Source organism: Lacinutrix jangbogonensis (genome assembly GCF_000797445.1).
GTDB lineage: Bacteria > Bacteroidota > Bacteroidia > Flavobacteriales > Flavobacteriaceae > Lacinutrix > Lacinutrix jangbogonensis.
On the sequence record NZ_JSWF01000016.1, the window covers coordinates 40088 to 61026 of the forward strand.

Here is a 20939-nt window from a genome sequence, read left to right on the forward strand (position 1 = left end):
CATGTTTAAAACAATTTTGATATATTTCAACATTAATTAAATTAATTAAGAGCGTTACAAATAATCTAACACTTATTGTATACTAAATGAAACTCAATATATCTTTAACTCGTATCTCTTTTGTAGTTATTATTTTAACTTTTTTTTGTACCATTTCGTGTAAACAAAAAGAAGAAACTAATAACGACAATAGCACTACAAAGCGTTTAGTAAAAACCGCAGCATTAAAAAAACCTCTATTTAGTCAGGTAGTCGCTACAGAATCAGGAATTAATTTTATTAATTATAATAAAGAAAACAAGGATTTTAACTATTACAATTACGAGTATTTCTACAATGGAGGAGGTGTTGCTACAGCCGATTTTAATAACGATGGACTTTTAGATATTGTTTTTACAGCAAATATGGCGCTTAATACGCTTTATTTAAACAAAGGGAATTTTAAATTTGAAGATATTACTACTACAGCAGGTATAAACTCTAACACGCAAGACTGGTGTACAGGAGTCAATGTTATTGATATAAATAATGATGGCTTTCAAGATATATTTATTTCACGATCTGGATGGTTTAAAGGTACCGAAAAAAGTAAACTCACAAATCTATTGTTTATTAATAATGGAGACTTAACATTTACAGAAAGCGCTAAGGAGTATGGTTTTACAGACCAATCTAGATCAACACAGGCTTGTTTTTTTGACAAAGATAATGATGGAGATTTAGACGTTTATTTTATAAACCATCCTTTAAAACATGCCTCTTTTAAACAATCTGTTTCTACTGGAAAATTATCATACGTCGACAAAGGTGCTACATATAGTGATAGTGACAAACTCTATGAAAACAGAAAAGGTAAATTTATAGATATTACAAAATCTTTAGGGCTTCAAAATGTGTCTCATAGTTTAGGAGTAATGTCTGCAGACCTTAATAATGATGGTTGGCAAGATTTGTATATAGCAAATGATTATTCAAAACCAGATCATATCTTAATAAATCAAAAAAACGGTACGTTTAAAAATGAATTATTAAGTGCCGTAAAACATATGTCTAAATTTAGTATGGGACTTGATATTGCAGACATTAATAATGATGGACTCGTAGATATTTTTAATTCTGAAATGCTAGGTAATGATAATTACTCTAAAAAAGTAAATATGGCAGGTATGAACCCTAAACTTTATCATGGGTATGTAGAGGCTAAATTACATTATCAAGATATGCACAATAGTTTACAACTTAATAATGGAAATGGAACTTTTAGTGAAATAGCTTGGATGGCAAATGTTGCAGAAACAGATTGGTCTTGGAGTGCGCTCTTTGCAGATTTTGATAATGATGGCTATAAAGATCTTTTTGTTTCAAACGGTAACAAAAGAGATGTAATGAACAAAGATTTTATTTCAAAAGTTGAAAAAAATGGCGTAGAACATGCTAAAATATTTGGTGTGTTTCAAAACGAAATACCAGTTTCTAAAACGTATAATTATATTTTTAGTAATAATGGTGATCTTACTTTTAAAGATAATACATTAGAATGGGGACTAAAAGATGCTGTTTTAAATACAAATGGAGCAGCGTATGCCGATTTAGACAATGATGGCGATCTTGATTTAATATTAAATAATCTAGAAGAGAAAGCCGTTTTATATAAAAACAACAGCGAAGAGAATAACTATATTACCTTAGACCTTAAAAATAAGTCTCAAAATTATTATGGAGCAAAAATATCCATTTTAGACAATGGTAAAGAACAGTTTTGGGAATTAGGTAATACAAGTGGGTTTCAATCGCATTCAGATTCAAGAGTGCATTTTGGTATTGGAAATGCTAAAAAAGTAGATTCTATTGTAATACATTGGCCTTCAGATGGCACAAAACTATATACGGCTTTAGAAATTAATACAATCCATAAGCTAACCGCCAAAGGTGGTGTTAACTACAATAACAAAAAAGAAGCTAACACGACATTGTTTACTAATATTACTAATAATATTGGTGTTTCAGAAAAACACAAAGAAGAAGATTTTGACGATTATATAAACGAAATTTTATTACCTCATAAATTGTCGCAAGAAGGACCGTTTATTGCTGTTGCCGATGTAAATGGTGATGGATTAGATGATTATTACCAAGGAAATGGAGTTGGCTTCGCAGGTGTTTTATATATTCAAAATACTAAAGGTAAATTTAAAAAATCAAAACAAGGCACTTTTGAAAAAGACAAAATGAGTGAAGATATTGGTGTTTTGTTTTTCGATTATGATAACGATGGAGACCAAGATCTATACGTAGTTAGCGGTAGTAATGAGTATGAATTAAAAAACCCTTTATTGCATGATAGACTCTACGTAAATAATGGTAACGGACAGTTTTCTAAAACTAAAGGCGTTATTCCTACCGTTAATGCAAGTGGGAGTTGTGTTATCGCGAATGATATCGATAACGATGGCGATCTTGATCTTTTTATTGGTGGCTTTCAAGTGCCAGGCCAATATCCTAAAGCAGGAGACAGTCAACTCTTAATAAATAATAACGGCGTTTATAAAAATGAAATTATAGGTAGAGCAGAAGGCTTAATTAACATAGGTATGGTTAAAGATGCTATTTTTGTTGATATAAATAATGATGACCAAAAAGATTTAATAGTAGTTGGCCATTGGATGGCTATTGAAGTGTATTTAAACAAAAATGGCATATTCTCAAATAAAAGTGAAGCGTATGGAACGAAAGAAAATGTAGGATGGTGGAATACTATTACTGCATCAGATATTGATAAAGATGGAAAAATAGATTTATTAGTGGGTAATTTAGGAACAAACACTAAGCATAAGGCTACCAAGGAGCAACCGTTTGTTGTCATGGCAAAAGATTTCGATGGGAATGGGACAAACGATATTGCATTAGGATATTATAATAATAATGAGCTGTATCCTGTAAGAGGATTACAATGTTCTGCCGAACAAATACCAAGTATTAAATATAATGTAAATTCATACTCAGAATTTGGAAGACAAACTTTTGAAGAGATTTATAATAATTTCAACACTAGTAACGCTATAAAACATCAAGCTACATATTTTAAAAGTGCCTACTTAAAAAATACAGGAACGCGTTTCGAATACAAATCATTACCTAATAAAACACAAGTAGCGCCTACAAATAGCATTTTAGTTTACGATATAAATAACGATGGATTAGACGAAATTATAACCGTAGGAAATCACTATCCAGTAGAAGTAGAAACGGGTCGTTATGATGCGCATACAGGTGCTGTTTTTAACAGTGCTTTAAAAACAATTAATCTAAAACAATCTGGCCTGTTTAATGACAAAGATGCTCGAGATATTAAAACTATAATAATAAAAGGTAAGAAACACCTTATGGTTAGTAATAATAGAGAGCGTGTTCAATTTTTTGAAATAAAAGATTAAATTTTAAATGTGGTAGACTAGGTTTATTACGCTTAACTTTTTTTTATCACAAAACTCTTATTCCTTATTCCTTATGCATTTTGTTAGGCTTTGTTTCTTTTTATTAGCCTAAAAAGTAGTTATAACCATGCACTTTAGTTCATTTCGCTTCTTAAAACGCCTGTCTTTTTAGTTTGACAATTCAAAGCGTAAAGAGTCATACCGTTTCAAGAATAACAGTTTATATAGATTGGAGTACCAAATAACGCAATTCAGTTCTAAAAGAAGATATTCAAAAACGATACAGAACACTTTTAATTGAGATTTGTGATTATTATTATTATTATTATTATCTTAAAAGGAGTTGTTTAACAAAAACACATTTATTGATGCCTATTGAGTATCGCTAACTACAAGATTTAAAAGCACAATCATTAAAGACTTAAAAGTAAGAACATCAAAAAAGATTCAAAAAGAGTTTACCGTTTTGCGTAAAAGTATTGGTGTAAGTATTTTTGTGCAAAAGTATTTGGATGTTTGAGTAGAGGTAATATTAATGATGAAAAGGTAAAATGAATGTTTGCTTATTACATCAAATACCTGTAACATCATCGAAAATTAGATAATAATAGTAGTAATCTTATTCTTGAGGTAAGTAAATAAGATGCTGCGCAATTAAATTTATTCAGTTATAAAAACCTTGGACTTCATAGTTTATAGTGGCTTCGACCCAGAAGTTAATGTCCAAGAACTTCAATACTCTCAATAAACTTCTATTTATTTTTAATACTTTACAATAAGTTACACAATATATTATTATATTTAGCATATTATTAACTTATAACTAAAACAATTTAAAATGAAAAAAATTACATTTATTTTATTTGCCATGCTCGCATTTTCATTGCAGAGTTATGCTCAAGACGACTGTGCTACGGCAACAGTTATAACACCCGGTGCATTTACTGCTACTGCAATTACTGTTGCTACTTCTAGTGGTATAGGAGGTGGAGCTGGTGTTTACAATGCAGCTTGGTTTTCTTACACTCCTGCAGGAGATGGAACTATTGATATTTCTTCTTGCTTAGGTGGAGCAGATACAAGATTGTTCGTTCACACTGATTGTGCAGGTCCATCTATAGCAAGTACCGATGATAATTGTGCTTTTGCTACAGATGGAACAGGGAACAATTATGCAGCAGAACTTACAGGTGTTGCTGTAACAGGTGCTACTACTTACTACATTGAGTGGGATGACAGATGGACAGCTGGAAATTCTTTTGATTGGTCTTTAACCTTTACACCAGCACCTTTGTGTCAAGAAGCTACTGGTTTAGTCGCTACAACTCTTTCTGGAGATGTAACAGCAACTGTAGCTTGGAATGTTGAAGCAAGTGCTACTGTTGGTTATAATTGGGCAGTAATGACAAGTGGTGAAGATCCAGCAGTTATTACTAATACACCTGTTTCTAGTGGAACTACAGCAGTAGGAGTGATAACAGATACAGCTACAGCTTTAACAGCTGGTAGTAGTTACGATTTTTATGTACAATCTAATTGCGATGCTGTTGGGTTAAGTACTTGGGCTGGACCTTTTAGCTTTACAGCTACTGCTCCTCCAGTAGAAGATATTTGTTCAGGAGCTATACCAATTACAGTAGGTACAAACGGAGTTTGTGCAGCAATGGCAGTTGGTAATAGTACAGCATCTACAAATTCAGATTTAGACCCATCAACTCCTGCTGCAACTTGTACTAGTTTTAATGGTGGAGATATTTGGTTTAGTTTAGTTGTTCCTGCTTCAGGAAATGTAACTATTTCTGGAGATGCATCACCAGATTGTTGTTCATATTTATGGTATGAGGTATACGAAGGTTCAGATTGTACAGCATTAACAAGTGTTCAATGTTCTGCTACAAATGGAAACGATCCTTCTGGTTTCGAAATGGCACTTACAGGAAGAACTCCTGGAGAGACTTTATATATTAGAGCTTGGGATAGTAGTAACGATAATGGACCTGGAGATTTTAACATGTGTGCTTTCGCGCCTCCTACGTGTCCAGATGCTACAAATTTTGCAGTAGCAAACATTTTAGATGTAAGTGCAGATTTATCTTGGACAGAAATAGGTACACAAGCATTAACTTATTATGTAGAAGTATATTTAGCAGGAGAAAGTGCTGCAAATATGAATAGTGCTGTGTTTAGTGATGCTGCTGTAACTGGTACTACGTTAACAGCTACTGGATTATCAGGAACTATTGCATACGATGCTTATATTACAACATCATGTAGTGGTGCAACTCCAAATAGTGGTTTAGTTGGACCTATATCATTTACTACAACAGCAAGTTGTACAGATGTTTCTGGAGTTAGTGCAGATAATATTACAGCTGCTACGGTAGATGTTGTATACACTGCTGGAACAGGAAACGATAGTGTTTTAGTAGAAGTGTATTTAACAGGAGAGAGTGCTGTTGGAATGAATAGTCCAGTTTACACTAATGCTGCTGCTACATCTCCACAGGCTGTTACAGGTTTAGATCCTTTGACAGGTTATGATATTTATGTAATGGGATCTTGTGGTGGTACAGGAACAACACTTCAAGGACCAATTTCTTTTACAACAACAGGAGTTCCTCCTGCAAATGATGCTTGTGCAGATGCAATTACAATTAACGATGGCGATGTTTTAATGGGAGACTCTACTTATGCCACTAATGTGGAAGCATTAACACCATGTTCTGGTGGAGGTGACTGTGGTGGTGGAACAGGTACCATTAATTTTGGTGCCGGTGTATGGTACACTTATACCTCTGCTGCTGCAGAACAAATAACTGTTGATTTAGTAAATTCTGATTATGATTCAGAAATACAAGTTTTCTCAGGTGTTTGTGGTAGTTTAGTATGTGTTGGTGGTGATGACGATTCTTCACCTGGATCAGATGGTTTTATTTGCTTTACTAGTACAGCAACAGGTGCAACACCAGTAGACTATTATTTTTATGTAGATGGACATAATACAGGTTCAGGTAATTATTCTATTGCATTAACTGTTACTCCTGCACCACCAGCAAACGATGATTGTGGCGCAGCTACAGCTCTAGTTCTTGGAACAGATACAGCTTTCGATAACACAGGAGCTTCAGATTCTGGACAAGTATCTTGTTATTCTGGTACAGTTTCAGATTTATGGTATTCTTTCGTAGTACCTACTACAGGAGCTGGAGGAACTGGTGAAATAACTATTACAGTTCCAGCTGGTATTCAATATGCATTATTCTCTGGCTGTACTACAGCAGATGAGGTGAGCTGTAATATGTCTACTAACATAGGTCTTACAGGTGGAGCTACTTATTATATCTCTGTTACAGACGATGGAACAGTAACTAAAGCACCAGGATCTAGTACTTTAAAAGTAGAAGATACTACGACTTTATCTACTTCAGATTTTAGTAATGGTTTAGCTTTTTCTTACTATCCAAACCCAGTAAAAAATACATTAACATTAAATGCGCAACAAGCGATAACTAATGTAGCTGTATTTAACATGTTAGGTCAAGAAGTTATTAGAACTGCTCCAAATGCAGTATCTAACGCTGTTGATATGTCTAACTTACAATCTGGTCCTTACTTTGTACAAGTAACAGTTGGAACAGCAGTAGAAACAGTAAGAGTTATTAAAAACTAATAATTACTTATACAATGTTTTGCTAAAATTTAGTATTACATAAATAGTTTAAAAGCCACTCTGAAAAGAGTGGCTTTTTTTATGGAGTAAATTCTAACCTAGCTAAAAACTTATACAAGTTTTAAAGTTTTATATAGGTGTTCCTTTCTTTAGTTAAAGAACCGTATATTTTTTACTTTAGTAAAAACCGAATAGTTGTTAAAAAAAACGAAGCACTTTTAAAAATTTCAATTTTGATACGTACAATTGCATTCCGTTATTTTGAAGTTCAATAGGTATTACTGTACATTTGTGTTATGCAATTATCGTTTTCATTTATTATTCCTGTTTACAATCGTCCTAACGAGATAGAAGAGCTTTTACAAAGCTTTGCTAAACTAGAATCTACAATAGATTATGAAATTGTTATTGTTGAGGATGGTTCTACTTTATCTTCAGAGTCTATTGTAAACAACTATAAATCGCAATTAAATATTTCATATCACTTTAAAGAAAATTCAGGGCCTGGAGATTCTAGAAACTATGGTATGCAAAAGGCACATGGTAATTATTTTATAATTCTTGATAGTGATTGTATTCTGCCTAAACAGTATTTAAACGCAGTAGAAAAAAATTTAAACACTAAATATGTAGACTGTTTTGGAGGACCAGATGCTGCTCATACTTCCTTTTCAAACCTTCAAAAGGCCATTAATTTTAGTATGACTTCTTTTATTACAACGGGAGGTATAAGAGGTAATAAAAATAGCGTCGATAAATTTCAGCCTAGAAGTTTTAATATGGGTTTATCTAAAAAAGCATTTGAAACCACACAAGGTTTTGGTCGCATTCATCCAGGAGAAGATCCAGATCTATCTATACGTTTATGGAATTTGGGTTTTGATACCGCTTTTTTTGAAACGGCTTATGTGTATCATAAACGTAGAATTTCTTGGACTAAGTTTTATACGCAAGTCAATAAGTTTGGAATGGTAAGGCCAATTCTTAACCAATGGCATCCGGCGACAAAAAAAGTAACCTATTGGTTTCCTACTGTATTTGTGCTGGGTTTAATACTTTCAATTTTAGTCGCTTTTATTAATATTATGCTACCATTATATCTTATATTAGGGTATTATGTATTGGTATTTAGTGTTGCACTGTTTCAAACAAAAAATAGTGTAGTCGCATTTCAATCTGTAATAGCAATAACAATACAGTTTTTTGGTTACGGTATAGGCTTTTTAAAAGCTACTTTTTTTATAGGTCTTTTAAATCGAAATCCAGAAATTCAATTTCCAAAATTATTTTTTAAATCTAAATAATGTCCGAGGTTACAAGTAAATTTAAAAACGTTGTAAGGAGTAGAAAGCTTAATGTGTTTTTAATCTTCTTTATTCTTGCATTTTTTATTCTGATATTATCAAGACTTTCGGCAAGTTATACAAACACTGTTAAGTTTAATGTCGCGTTAAAAAATATTCCAGATGAAATGATAGTGCTTAACGACGCGTCCAACACATTAAAACTTACCATGACTACCGATGGTTTCGAGTGGGTGAAATACTATATTAACACACCATCTGTAGCAATCGATTTTAAAAATGACGTAAAAAAATCCAATTCACTTTACGTCTGGTCATTATCTAGAGGTTTTGCTGGAATTAATGAGCAGTTTAACAAAGCTATTGTTGTAAAAACTATTAACCCAGACACGCTTTTATTTAAAGTAGATATTAATGCTGTAAAAATGATACCTGTTAAACCAAACCTGGAGATTAATTATAGTCCAGGATACAATGTTTTAAATGCTATTGTTGCTGTACCAGATTCTGTAAAAGTCATTGGGCCAGAATCTCTGCTCTCTAAATTAGAAGTTATTGAAACAGAAATGCTAATCAAAAACGACGTTAATAAACCTTTTAGTGCACAGCTAGCTTTAAAATTAGAGGCTATAGATTCTCAAATAAATGTAAAAACAAAAACAGTTGGTATCAATATAAATGCAGAGAAATTTACCGAAGGAACCCTTAGTTTACCAGTAAATATAATTAATGTTCCAAATAATATTGAGGTTAATTATTTTCCAAAAACTATTAATTTATCCTATTACACAAGTTTAGAGAGTTATAACACTATCACTATTAATGATTTTGAAGTGGTTTGCGATTTTAACGAGCACACTAATAAATTGTCTTATTTAACACCAAAATTGGTAAAATCTTCAAAAGCGATTAAAACCTCTCGCTTGCACGAACAAAAAATTGAATATATAATTTCAGAATGATAACCGTAGGACTTACAGGAGGAATAGGTAGTGGTAAAACCACAGTTGCTAGAGCATTCGAAGCATTAGGAATACCTATATACATTGCGGATGATGAAGCTAAAAGGCTAATGAATACATCAAAAGTTCTTAAACGAAAACTTATAGCTCTTTTTGGAGAAGTTGCTTACAAAGACAATAAATTAAATAGACCTTACTTAGCAAAAGCTATTTTTAATGATAAAGGTTTATTAGAAAAAATGAATGCCATTGTACACCCAAAAGTTGGGAAGCATTTTATAAAATGGAAAAACAAACAAGAAGCAACCTACGTTATAAAAGAAGCAGCTATTCTTTTTGAAAACGGAAGCTATAAAAATTACGATTATATAATTACGGTTACTGCTCCAGAAAAAACACGTATTGCACGTGTAATAAAGCGTGATAATGCCAGCCTAGAAAAGGTGAAGGCAATTATTGCTAACCAATGGAAAGATGAGCTTAAAGCTAGCCTTTCGGACTTTGTAATTGTAAATACCAATCTTGAATCTACACAACAAGAGGTGTTAAAAACACATCAAAAACTCTTAAATAATATCATAAAATCTTAAATTTTAACATTTCTGTTAATGTAAGGTTAAATGCTAGGCTTACTAAATGTTAAAATATTAATTTTGAATGGATGAGTAAGAAAGTGTTTTTTGTACTAGCAATCCTAATGAGCTTGTCTCTTATAGGGATCATATTTGTACAAGGCTATTACATTTCTAATTCAATAAGTAACAAAGAAGATAATTTCAATTTTAATGTTAAACAAGCATTAATACAGGTTACAAAAAATATTGAAAACGAAGAACTAAGAGATCATATTTATAAAGTAAGACGATTAATAGATCAAGGTGTTGAGGTAGATAAGGATACAACAGCCATTATTAATCTTTATATTAAACAAGATAATCAAGCTAAAAACGAAACACTCGTTTATAGAAACGGAATATTAGAAGAAAATTATAAATTATCTTCTGCGCTCTTTGACATAGGTTTAGATACTACAAGTATAAAAAAAGTTATTAGTGAAAGCGAGACCAAAGTCTACAAGACTAGTGAGATCGATGGTAATGTTAATAACAATGATGTCTTTAGCGAATATGGTAAAACCGAAAAAATAATGTTTGAAACACATTATAAAAACTTTGCCCATAGAAGACCATTACATAAGCGAACTTCAAAAGAAAAAATCGACAGATTGCTTAATCTTAAATTATTACAGTTTGATATTGGCATTGATTATGAGTTTGCTATTTACAGTAACGATTTGGCAACAAAAGTGCAAACAGATAATTTTGAGTTGGAAAATCAAGTCACAATGGAAGTGCCTATTTTTTCTGATGACAATGGAACAAATAATTACCGTTTGTTAGTTAATTTTCCAGAACGCGATAAATTTATTTGGTCTTCTGTAATTGGTATGTTGGGCTTATCTATTTTGTTTACATCAATAATATTTATTGCTTTTGTAACAGCTTTATCACAAATTATTAAGCAACGTCAGATTGCAGAAATCAAAACTGATTTTATAAATAACATGACGCATGAGTTTAAAACACCAATTGCAACTATAAATTTAGCTTTAGATTCTATTAAAAATCCTAAAGTAATAGACGATAAAGAGAAGGTGAAACGCTATTTACAAATGATACGTGAAGAAAATAAACGTATGCATGCGCAAGTAGAAAATGTATTAAGAATATCTAAACTTGAAAAAAACGAATTAAACATTAGTAAGGAAGGTATCGATTTACACGACTTAATACAAGACGCTATCTCTCATATAGAATTAATTGTAGAAGATAGACAAGGACATATAGAAACGGACCTTAAAGCAACCAAATCTTCTGTACTAGCGAATGAAACGCATTTTATTAATGTATTGGTAAATATTTTAGACAATGCTGTTAAATATTCACCAGAGGCTCCAGAAATTACTATAGAAACAGTAAATGTTGGAAATAATATTCTGGTTAATATAAAAGACGAAGGTAGCGGAATGAGTAAAGCCGCAGTAAAACGTGTGTTTGAAAAATTTTATAGAGAACATACAGGAAATATACATAACGTAAAAGGCCATGGTTTAGGTTTAGCTTATGTAAAGAGAATTATAGAAGACCACAGTGGTCACATATCAGTAACGAGTGAAAAAGAAAAAGGAAGTACTTTTACTATAAAACTTCCGTTAATATCATAACATTATGGACGAACAAGAAAAGAAAATATTATTAGTAGAGGACGATCCAAATTTTGGAACCGTATTAAAAGATTATTTAATGATGAATGACTATGCAGTAGTCCATGCAAAAAATGGTATGGAAGGCTTCGAAAAGTTTAAAAAGGACGATTACGACCTTTGTATCTTAGATGTTATGATGCCTTATAAAGACGGATTTACACTGGCTAAAGAAATTAGAGAGAAAAATGCCGATGTGCCAATTATCTTCCTTACTGCAAAAGCAATGAAAGAAGATGTGCTTAAAGGTTATAAAGTAGGGGCAGACGATTATCTTAATAAACCTTTTGATAGCGAAGTGCTTTTAATGAAAATTAAAGCTATTATAGCAAGAAAGGCAACAGATACTGTTGCAGATAGTAAACAATTTGAGTTTAAAATTGGAAATTTCGACCTTAATTCTAAATTGAGATTTCTTACTTATAAAGGTGGTGATGCTACAAAACTGTCTCCAAAAGAAAATGAATTATTACGCTTATTAGCTTTACATGAAAACGATTTAATGCCTAGAGAATTAGCATTAACAAAAATATGGAGAGACGATAATTATTTTACTTCTCGAAGTATGGACGTATATATTGCAAAACTACGTAAGTATTTAAAAGTAGACGATAAAGTAGAAATACTAAATATTCATGGTGAAGGCTTTAGACTAGTCGTTACACCAGATTAAAAGTATAATACTGTACGATATTAAAAAAGCTTGTAATTAAATTACAAGCTTTTTTGTTTTTCTATAGTTTCAATAATACTATTTATATCTGCTAAATAATCAAACCAATAGGTTTCTTTATTACGTTTAAACCACGTTAATTGTCGTTTTGCAAAGCGGCGTGAATTTTTTTTCATTTCTTCCATTGCAAAACCAAGCGTCCATTCACCTTTAAAATAATTAAAGAGTTCTTTGTAGCCAACAGTATTTAAAGCGTTTAGATGTTGCTTATCTACTAGAGATTGTGCTTCTTCTAGCTGTCCTTCAGTAAGCATAATATCTACACGTTTGTTAATACGATTGTATATAATGTCTCTTTCCGCTGTTAAACCAATAGTTATCGTTTTAAAGTTACGCTTGTTTTTATCTTTATTTAAAAATGAAGAATAAGGCTTTCCGCTTCCAATACAAATCTCTAAGGCACGAATAACACGTTGTGGATTTTCTATAGCTATAGTGCTATAAGCTTCAATATCTAATGTTTTTAGCTGTAACTGAAGTGTTTCTAGACCATTTTCGACTAATTCTAGATTCAAACGTGCCCTGATACTTTTGTCTACTTCAGGAAAATAATCAAGTCCTTTTGAAACAGCATCTACATAAAGCCCAGAACCACCAACCATAATAACAATATCATGTGCTTTAAATAAAGTGTCTAATGTAGCTATCGCTTCTTTTTCAAAAGTACCAACATTATAAGGGTCTTCTATAGATTTATGATGAATAAAATGATGCTTTGCTTCCAATAACTCTTCAACCGTTGGAGCAGCAGTACCAATTTGCATTTCTTTGTAAAACTGCCTAGAATCTGCTGAGAGTATTTCGGTATTAAAGTGTTGCGCAAGTTTAATACTTAAACTTGTTTTTCCAATAGCTGTTGGTCCAACAATGGAAATTAGATATTTGTTTTTAGAATTCAATGTGCTGAATTAATCTAGATGAAGGTTATGGCCGCAAGTATAGCAATATTCTGCTTCATCTTTATGATTGGTTGATAAACAATTTTGGCAAGTTTGGGAGTTAAGATGTGTTTTTTCTAGCTCTCCATTGTTTTCTTCGTCTTTTTTATTTGCGCTCCTGGTATATTCTGCCGAAACAATTCCTGTTGGTACAGCTATAATACCGTAACCCATGATCATAATAATTGTAGCAATAAACTGGCCTAAAGGTGTTTGTGGCGCAATGTCTCCAAAGCCAACAGTCGTTAATGTTACAATACACCAATAAACACTTTTAGGAATGTTTGTAAATCCATTTTCTTCGCCTTCAACTAAATACATTAAAGTTCCAAAAATTATGGATGCGATAATAACTGCAAATAAAAACACAGATATTTTTGCGCGACTTGATTTAATAGCTCCAGCCAATTGGTTCGAAGCACCAAGATATCTAGCTAATTTTAAAATCCTAAAAATTCGTAGTAAACGTAATGCTCGTAATGCAACTAGAGCTTGACCACCAATAATAAAGAAGGATAAATACATGGGTATAGTAGACAGAAAATCTATAATACCAAAAAAGCTAAAAATATATTTCTTAGGTTTTTTTACTGTAATTATACGAGCAACATATTCTAAAGAGAATAAAATGGTAACAATCCATTCTCCTATGTAAAGCGCATTGTGGTATTTGGCATCAATATCATTTATGCTTTCTAACATAACCAAAACAATACTAGCAAGAATAAAGACAAGTAATATAACATCAAAAATTTTCCCAGCAGGAGTATCTGCTTCGTAGATAACCTCATGGAGTTTACCTTTCCAATTATATTTTTTTGTGCTACTCATACATCAAAAATACTAAATATTAATTAGCTATTTTTTCTTTAAAACAATTAGTGAGTTTTTTTGCAAATCTACAATAGTACTAAAATACTCTTTTAAATAGGGATAATAATTTTGGTTGTAAATAGCTTCTTTAAAGTTGAATTTAAAATAGATTATTATTTCGGAGTCACTTTTGGTTACATTTAAAAGCAATGATCCTGTTCCATTAGGCAATTGGTGTTTTTTAATTGCAGGAATTTCAATAACATCATACACAGTAGCATCGTAATCTAATTTATAGATGTACGTGAAAGAATCCTTGTATCCAAAATCAATAGGATACGTTCGTTCTTGTAATTTGAAAGGATTTTCGTCGAAAAATGTTGTAATAAAAGGATTGATGTAAATAGAATTCCCAATGACTTCTGAAGGGATTTCAAAATCTATAACTTCAATAAATGTATCACTATTCTTAGCCGTAGTCTTAACGTCATGATTTGTAACCGTTATGTTTGTGTTTTCGTTTTGATAATTTGTAAGGTAGCCAGATTTGTTTTTAAAATATGAAGCTTTTAGATCAGTAGAATTATAACCTGTAGCTTGATATTTTATTGAGCCATTAATAGCTCCTGATTCAATAATTTTAGAAGTAACCTTGTAGCTAACTGAGAAATTACCTTTTGACTTAATATCCACCCAATAGCTTCCATCTTCTAAATCAAGTAGTCTCCCATATTGGTTTAAACATCTAAATGGTAATTGGCCAAATGAAAGGAATGGACTTGTAGCATCCAAGAAATAAGTTTCACCCGCAATTTTAGCTTGAATAATAATGTAATTAAATTCTGAAATTACAGGAAATATTCGCGTTGGTAAACCATTAGCTCTTGTAGACATTAATATTGGTAATACTTCAATATCATTTTCTTTTAATAAATTGAATAACAATAAGTTGATTTCTGAAGCTCTTCCAACTTTATTTTTTATCAAGTCTTTTAAAGAAACAGTGCCAAAAATATTAAATTTATTATTCCATTTATAGTTGCTTTGTACATATTCTACGATGGCTTGAGCTTTTTTAAGTTGGTCTTTTTCTTTGGTTATTTCTTTAGAAAGCAAATCTTTAACAACAGAGCCCTTATTTAATTGTCTGCCAATACTTTTTTCTGTTTTAAACTCTTTATCTACCGTTTTCCAAGATTTGGTGATGTTGTCTTTTCCGCCTTCAAAACTTTTATATACTTTTAATTCGTATTCTACTTTTGCAATATAGTTTTCTCTAGTAGTCATGTATTTTTCATCAATAAAAGCTGGAATATTTTTCATTACATAGACAGATTTAAAACAATCTGATTTAGCTCCAGAATATGTTTTTAAACAATCACTTTCAATATCAGAAGTGTTTACAGACAAAGGAATCTCTCCAACTAACTTAATATTATACTCGTAATTAGCAGGAATACTTGCGTGATACTCACTGTATAGTGTTGGAATATCAGTTTGAAAATACCAAGACCTATAATTAAAAGTAAAAGGAGTGTCTAGTGTGTAGCTATATTTAATTACAGAACCTTCTTTTATATCAGGCATTGTAAATTTTACTAAAATATAATTAGCGTTATAGTTTTCGGTAAAGACTTGACTTTTATCCAGTTTCTGGATGTCTAAAGTGCCATTAGCATTTGTATTAGTAGTTGTTCCTCTTATTCTAGATATTTTTTCTTTACTATCACTATTTTTATATAATAAAATGGAAACATTTGCTTTGTCAAAACCATCTCTATTAAGAATTTTAATTTTTCGCTTTATTTCGGTTTTTAATCTAAAATCATCTTGGTCAAAATACGAATTCCCATATTCATAGATTACCAAAGCATTTGCTGTAGAGTCTTTACTATAAGTGTTTATTGTTAAATCATTATCAGTAACATTATATCCAGAAGCATTAAATTTTGATTGCGCAAAACTAATAACGGTAAAAAGTAATAAGGAAAGTAACAATGTGATTTTTTTCATTTAAAATTTTAATTTTTTGAGACGTTTATTTTTACGCAAGTAACTTTGTATTATATGCTGGGTATGTCTATTATTTTCCATTGGAATAATAATAGATTTTAGAATGTCTATATTGTTTAGTTGGTGGTTTAACTCGTAAAATCCATAACCTTTAAAGACACCGTTTTCTATTAAAATAGCACTACGTTCATCAATAACTCGACCTCTATCTATAATAATCATGTTTTGATCTTTATAGCTATATTTTTCAATAAACTGATGAACTCTTTCGTTGTAAAGTGCTGTATCTTCTTTGCTTATACAAGCACCTTCACATTCTTTTAATTCATATTTAAAACAGCTAGTACGCGTTTTTTCTAACCCAGAAAGTTTTAAACATAAAGAGTAGGTTTCTACAGCACGATGTAAAAAATCTTTCGCACTTTGTCTATTACTAAAAGTTGTAATAGATTTTTTACGACCATCTGCAATGTCAATCGTGAAATTGATATAACCATTAGCGTCTGTAGTATTGTATAACGCATGCGAAAACAACGTTTTTCTTAACGCACGATTAAAAAGAGGTTTGTTTTGTTTTATTTCGTGACTCTCTTTTAGTAAAGCAATGAGTTCACTTCCCGTCACATCATAAGTCACAGTAGCAACTTTAAGTTGAATTTTTTTAGACTTTCTATCAGTACCTGTAAAATGTTGGTTTATTCGTTTTTTTATATTTTTACTTTTACCAATATAGATAATGTTCCCTTCTTTATTGTGGATGTAATACACTCCTGTTTCCGAAGGCATTCGGGCAATAATCTCAGTTAGTTTTGGTTCTAATTGCAGTTTTGGATGTTTCCGTAAAAACGCTTTAATAATTGTTTTTTCAACATCTTTACTCAGTAATAATTTAAAAAGTTTTACCGTAGCTAATGCATCTCCAGAAGCACGATGTCTGTCTGTAACAGGTATGCCCAAAGAGCGGACTAATTTACCTAGACTGTAAGACGGTAAATCTGGAATAAGCGTTTTTGCGAGTTCTACAGTACAGAGTGTTTCGCGATCAAATTCAAAGCCTAAACGCTCAAATTCTGTAGTTAGTATCCTATTATCGAACTGCGCATTATGTGCTACAACTACGCAGCCTTCCGTAATTTCTACAATACGTTTTGCAACCTCGTAGAATTTGGGTGCGTTTTTTAACATGTTACTGTTAATACCTGTAAGATTGACCACAAAAGGTTGAATGTCTCTTTCCGGATTAACTAAACTTATAAATTGGTCTATAACCTCGAAACCATCAAATTTATAAATTGCAATTTCTGTTATGCCTTCTTCATTATACTTGCCACCTGTGGTTTCTATGTCTAATATTGCGTAAATACTGTTTGTTGTTAAATTGTTTGTTTTTTAATCATTTCCACTTGAGTAAGCACTGTTTACTGTTACTGAATATTGATTACTTATTTCTGCTGCCAAATATACTACTTCCAACGCGAACCATCGTACTGCCGCAAGCAATTGCTAACTGGTAATCGCCGCTCATTCCCATAGAAATAGTATGTAGGTTTGTGTTTGCCGAATTTATAGCTTTTAAATCTTCAAAAGTAGATTTCAAAAGCTTGAATTCTTTTTCAATTTGAAGCGTATCATCAGTAAAAGTTGCCATTCCCATAACACCAGTTATTTTTATGTTTTTTAATACTGAATAGTCCTCAGATTGCAATATATCTGAAGCCTCATTTTGAGACATTCCAAATTTTGAATCTTCTTCAGCTATTTTAATTTGAAGCAAGCAATCTATAACTCTGTCGTGTTTTAAAGCTTGTTTATTAATCTCTTTTAATAATTTAAAACTCTCAACACCATGAATTAAATTGACAAAAGAAGCCATGTATTTAACCTTGTTGCGTTGTACATGTCCAATCATGTGCCACGCGATATCTTTTGGCATTTCTTCGTGCTTTTCTGCCATTTCTTGGATTTTGTTTTCTCCAAAAATGCGCTGTCCAGCGTTGTAAGCTTCCATTAAATCACTAACAGGTTTTGTTTTCGAAACAGCAACTAATGTTATATGCTCTGGAAGTGTTTGTTTTATGGTGTTTAGGTTATTTTGTATGCTCATTTTGTTGTTTGATGTTTAATTGCTTGTTGAATAGTTGTGTCAAATAAACAGCTAAACAGAAATCGAATAAACATTTTTTAGAATTCATAAATAGTAACGCCACTCCTCAATTTAGGTTCAATATAAGTGCTTTTTGGAGGCATTTTAAGGCCATCGTCGGCAATGTGTTTCATTTGTTCTATAGTAGCAGGAATCATACCAAAACCAACCTTAAATTCACCACTATCTATTTTGCTTTTAAGGTTTATAATATCTTTCTTTCCGCTTAAATAATCGATACGTTTATCGCTTCGTAAATCTATAATGCCTAGAATAGGTTTTAAAATGGTTTGGTAAAGTAATTGCGCATCAAGTTTGTCTAATGAGGTTTTAAAAACATAATTTGATTTTCGCAAAAACAGCGAATAAAACTCACCATCTAAATACATGCTAAAATGATGTGATTTCGAAGGCTTATAAGGTATAATACCACGATTTTCAATACGGAAGAGTGCATCCAATTCGATTAGGAATTCTTCCTTAGTAAACCCGTTTAAATCTTTAATAAGTCTATTAAACTCATGAATTTGTAATTCAGATTCTGGGATCAAAAAACTCATAAAATAATTATAAGTTTCGTCTCCTTTATGATTTTTATTTTTTGCTTTTAAATCGTTACAAAGCAATAGAGAGGAAGAAGATCTATGGTGACCATCTGCAATATAAAGCGTTTCCATTGCGGCAAAAGCTTCAACAATGGTCTTAATATGTGCTTCATTATCTATTTGCCATAAATAATGAGTGTCGCGATAAGTTGTTGTGAATTCGAATTCTGCTCTTTGTTGTTGTATCTCAGCTAAAATATTTGATATTACAGCGTTATCAGGATAGGTGAGGAGCACAGGTTCTGCATTAAATCCTACGGTTTTTAAATACGCTTTAAAAACGGTTTCACGACTGGCAATAGTATCTTCGTGCTTTTTTATAATATCATTTTGGTAATCTTCAACACTCGCCGCCGCAACAATACCATTAAAGGTCTGTTGATCGCGATCTACAATTTTATAAATGTAGAACGATGGCTTTTTGTCTTTAACAAAAACACCATCTTCTTTAAATTCTAAATACCTGTTTTTTACTAATTGATAACGCGCTTTTCCAGAAATTTCTTTAGCATATTTATAGCCTGGATTTACAATGTGTAAAAACGAAAACGGGTTATAATCTAAACGTGCTTCGCGTTCTGCTTGCGTATAACTTTGGTAGGAGCGAGAGGCTACAAGACTCACTTTATCACGTGTTGGTTTTACTGCTTGAAACGGAATTATTTTTGCCATTTTTTAGGAATCAGTGTTCAGTAATCGGTTAGCAGTACTAACTCGAACCGAACTTCTTTGGGTTTAAAATCATATAATTTATTAACTTTCCAACTTCTACACTTTCTTTTGTTAATTCTTGAAATTGTAATTCTGAAATGTATTCACACGCAAATGCAAATTCTAGCCAAGTCTGAGTTTCAGAATTTTCAGCATCGCAATCTGTTAATTTACTTAAGAAATGTTTTGGATATAACCTTTTTCTGTAAGATTCAGCCATATTAGCACATACACTTCTTGATGAGCGACGCACTTGGTCAGTAAGTGAGTCAGTTTCTTCTTTAGGAAATGTCTTTGAAATATTATAAATGGTCATCGCTAAAGTAAATCCTTTTTTGTAAGCCAATAAATCTTGAAATCTTAACATATTACAATTGACTAATTTATAAACTTACTGAACACTGAACACTGAACACTGCTTACTTCAAAAACTGCTTAGCAACGTTCTCAGCTTTTCTGTTTTCAGAATAATCGTAAAAACCTTCACCAGATTTAACGCCTAGTTTTCCTGCACGAACCATATTTACTAATAATGGACAAGGTGCGTATTTTGGGTTTTTAAAGCCGTCGTGCATAACATTTAATATAGACAAGCAAATGTCTAAACCAATAAAGTCTGCTAGTTGTAATGGTCCCATTGGATGCGCCATTCCTAATTTCATAACAGTATCAATCTCCTCGACTCCGGCAACGCCATTGTAAAGTGTTTCTATCGATTCGTTAAGCATTGGCATTAATATTCTATTGGCAACAAATCCAGGATAATCGTTAACCTCAGTTGGTGTTTTACCAAGAGTCTTAGATAATTCCATAATGGTATTTGTTACGTCATCGCTGGTATTGTACCCGCGAATAATCTCTACCAATTTCATAATGGGCACCGGATTCATAAAATGCATTCCAATCACCATTTCCGGTCTAGAGGTTACAGCCGCAATTTGTGTAATCGAGATCGACGATGTGTTTGTTGCCAAAATAGTATCTTCGGGACAAACTTCGTCTAATTGCTTAAAGATTTTTAGTTTTAAATCGAGGTTTTCTGTGGCAGCTTCTACAACTAAGCTAGCAAATTCGACACCTTCGTTTACACTGGTGTAAGTCGTTATATTTCCTAAAGTTTCTGCTTTATCAGCTTCAGTTATTCTTTCTTTAGCGACCATTCTGTCTAAATTCTTAGTAATGGTTGCTAAGCCTTTTTTTAGAGATTCTTCACTAAGGTCTATTAATTGTACTTTAAAACCTGACTGTGCAAAGGTATGAGCGATACCGTTTCCCATAGTTCCTGCTCCAATTACTGCTACGTTTTTCATATTCCTATTCTTGATCCTTTCCGAAAGAAAGGAAATTGTT

The 20939-nt window shown here is 31.9% G+C and carries 15 protein-coding genes; 7 read left to right on the forward strand and 8 right to left on the reverse strand.

Annotation, left to right across the window (positions count from 1 at the left end):
* Positions 1–86 precede the first annotated feature (86 nt).
* The 7 genes from RH82_RS02750 to RH82_RS02780 all read left to right on the forward strand — a co-directional run bounded on the left by RH82_RS02750 (position 87) and on the right by RH82_RS02780 (position 12306).
* Positions 87–3434: a VCBS repeat-containing protein gene (locus RH82_RS02750; protein WP_034057868.1), complete on the forward strand. Its 3348-nt coding sequence runs from the start codon at positions 87–89 to the stop codon at positions 3432–3434.
* A gap of 838 nt (positions 3435–4272) precedes the next feature.
* Complete coding sequence (locus RH82_RS02755; RefSeq protein ID WP_034057870.1) at positions 4273–7104, forward strand: T9SS type A sorting domain-containing protein; 2832 nt, start codon at positions 4273–4275, stop codon at positions 7102–7104.
* 296 nt (positions 7105–7400) lie between these two features.
* Entirely contained in the window at positions 7401–8408 is a 1008-nt protein-coding gene (locus RH82_RS02760; protein WP_034057872.1) for a glycosyltransferase, read from the forward strand.
* Positions 8408–9370 carry a YbbR-like domain-containing protein gene (locus RH82_RS02765; RefSeq protein WP_034057873.1) on the forward strand — a complete coding sequence of 321 codons (963 nt, stop codon included), beginning with the start codon at positions 8408–8410 and terminating at the stop codon, positions 9368–9370. Before RH82_RS02760 ends, RH82_RS02765 begins: the two co-directional genes overlap by 1 nt.
* Entirely contained in the window at positions 9367–9960 is a 594-nt protein-coding gene (gene coaE / locus RH82_RS02770; RefSeq protein ID WP_034057874.1) for a dephospho-CoA kinase, read from the forward strand. Before RH82_RS02765 ends, coaE begins: the two co-directional genes overlap by 4 nt.
* Before the next feature lie 71 nt (positions 9961–10031).
* Complete coding sequence (locus RH82_RS02775) at positions 10032–11594, forward strand: sensor histidine kinase (protein ID WP_034057876.1); 1563 nt, start codon at positions 10032–10034, stop codon at positions 11592–11594.
* A gap of 4 nt (positions 11595–11598) precedes the next feature.
* Positions 11599–12306 carry a response regulator transcription factor gene (locus tag RH82_RS02780; protein WP_034057877.1) on the forward strand — a complete coding sequence of 236 codons (708 nt, stop codon included), beginning with the start codon at positions 11599–11601 and terminating at the stop codon, positions 12304–12306.
* 41 nt (positions 12307–12347) lie between these two features.
* Here the strand turns inward: RH82_RS02780 and miaA are convergent, their stop codons facing one another.
* The 8 genes from miaA to RH82_RS02820 all read right to left on the reverse strand — a co-directional run bounded on the left by miaA (position 12348) and on the right by RH82_RS02820 (position 20899).
* Positions 12348–13265 carry a tRNA (adenosine(37)-N6)-dimethylallyltransferase MiaA gene (gene miaA / locus RH82_RS02785; RefSeq protein WP_034057878.1) on the reverse strand — a complete coding sequence of 306 codons (918 nt, stop codon included), beginning with the start codon at positions 13263–13265 and terminating at the stop codon, positions 12348–12350.
* A gap of 9 nt (positions 13266–13274) precedes the next feature.
* Complete coding sequence (locus RH82_RS02790; RefSeq protein WP_034057880.1) at positions 13275–14135, reverse strand: ion transporter; 861 nt, start codon at positions 14133–14135, stop codon at positions 13275–13277.
* A 27-nt stretch (positions 14136–14162) separates the two neighbouring features.
* Entirely contained in the window at positions 14163–16130 is a 1968-nt protein-coding gene (locus RH82_RS02795; RefSeq protein WP_034057881.1) for a transglutaminase-like domain-containing protein, read from the reverse strand.
* Positions 16131–17492: an exonuclease domain-containing protein gene (locus tag RH82_RS02800; protein WP_034057882.1), complete on the reverse strand. Its 1362-nt coding sequence runs from the start codon at positions 17490–17492 to the stop codon at positions 16131–16133.
* 76 nt (positions 17493–17568) lie between these two features.
* Complete coding sequence (locus RH82_RS02805; RefSeq protein WP_034057884.1) at positions 17569–18234, reverse strand: YggS family pyridoxal phosphate-dependent enzyme; 666 nt, start codon at positions 18232–18234, stop codon at positions 17569–17571.
* A gap of 77 nt (positions 18235–18311) precedes the next feature.
* On the reverse strand, positions 18312–19550 hold the full coding sequence (locus RH82_RS02810) for a DUF1015 domain-containing protein (protein WP_034057886.1): 1239 nt from the start codon (positions 19548–19550) through the stop codon (positions 18312–18314).
* Positions 19551–19587: 37 nt separating this feature from the next.
* Positions 19588–19956 carry a four helix bundle protein gene (locus tag RH82_RS02815; protein ID WP_034057887.1) on the reverse strand — a complete coding sequence of 123 codons (369 nt, stop codon included), beginning with the start codon at positions 19954–19956 and terminating at the stop codon, positions 19588–19590.
* Between the two features lie 52 nt (positions 19957–20008).
* The gene (locus RH82_RS02820) at positions 20009–20899 is read right to left on the reverse strand and encodes a 3-hydroxybutyryl-CoA dehydrogenase (RefSeq protein ID WP_034057888.1); all 891 of its coding nucleotides are present in this window, start codon (positions 20897–20899) and stop codon (positions 20009–20011) included.
* Between the last annotated feature and the right edge of the window lie 40 nt (positions 20900–20939).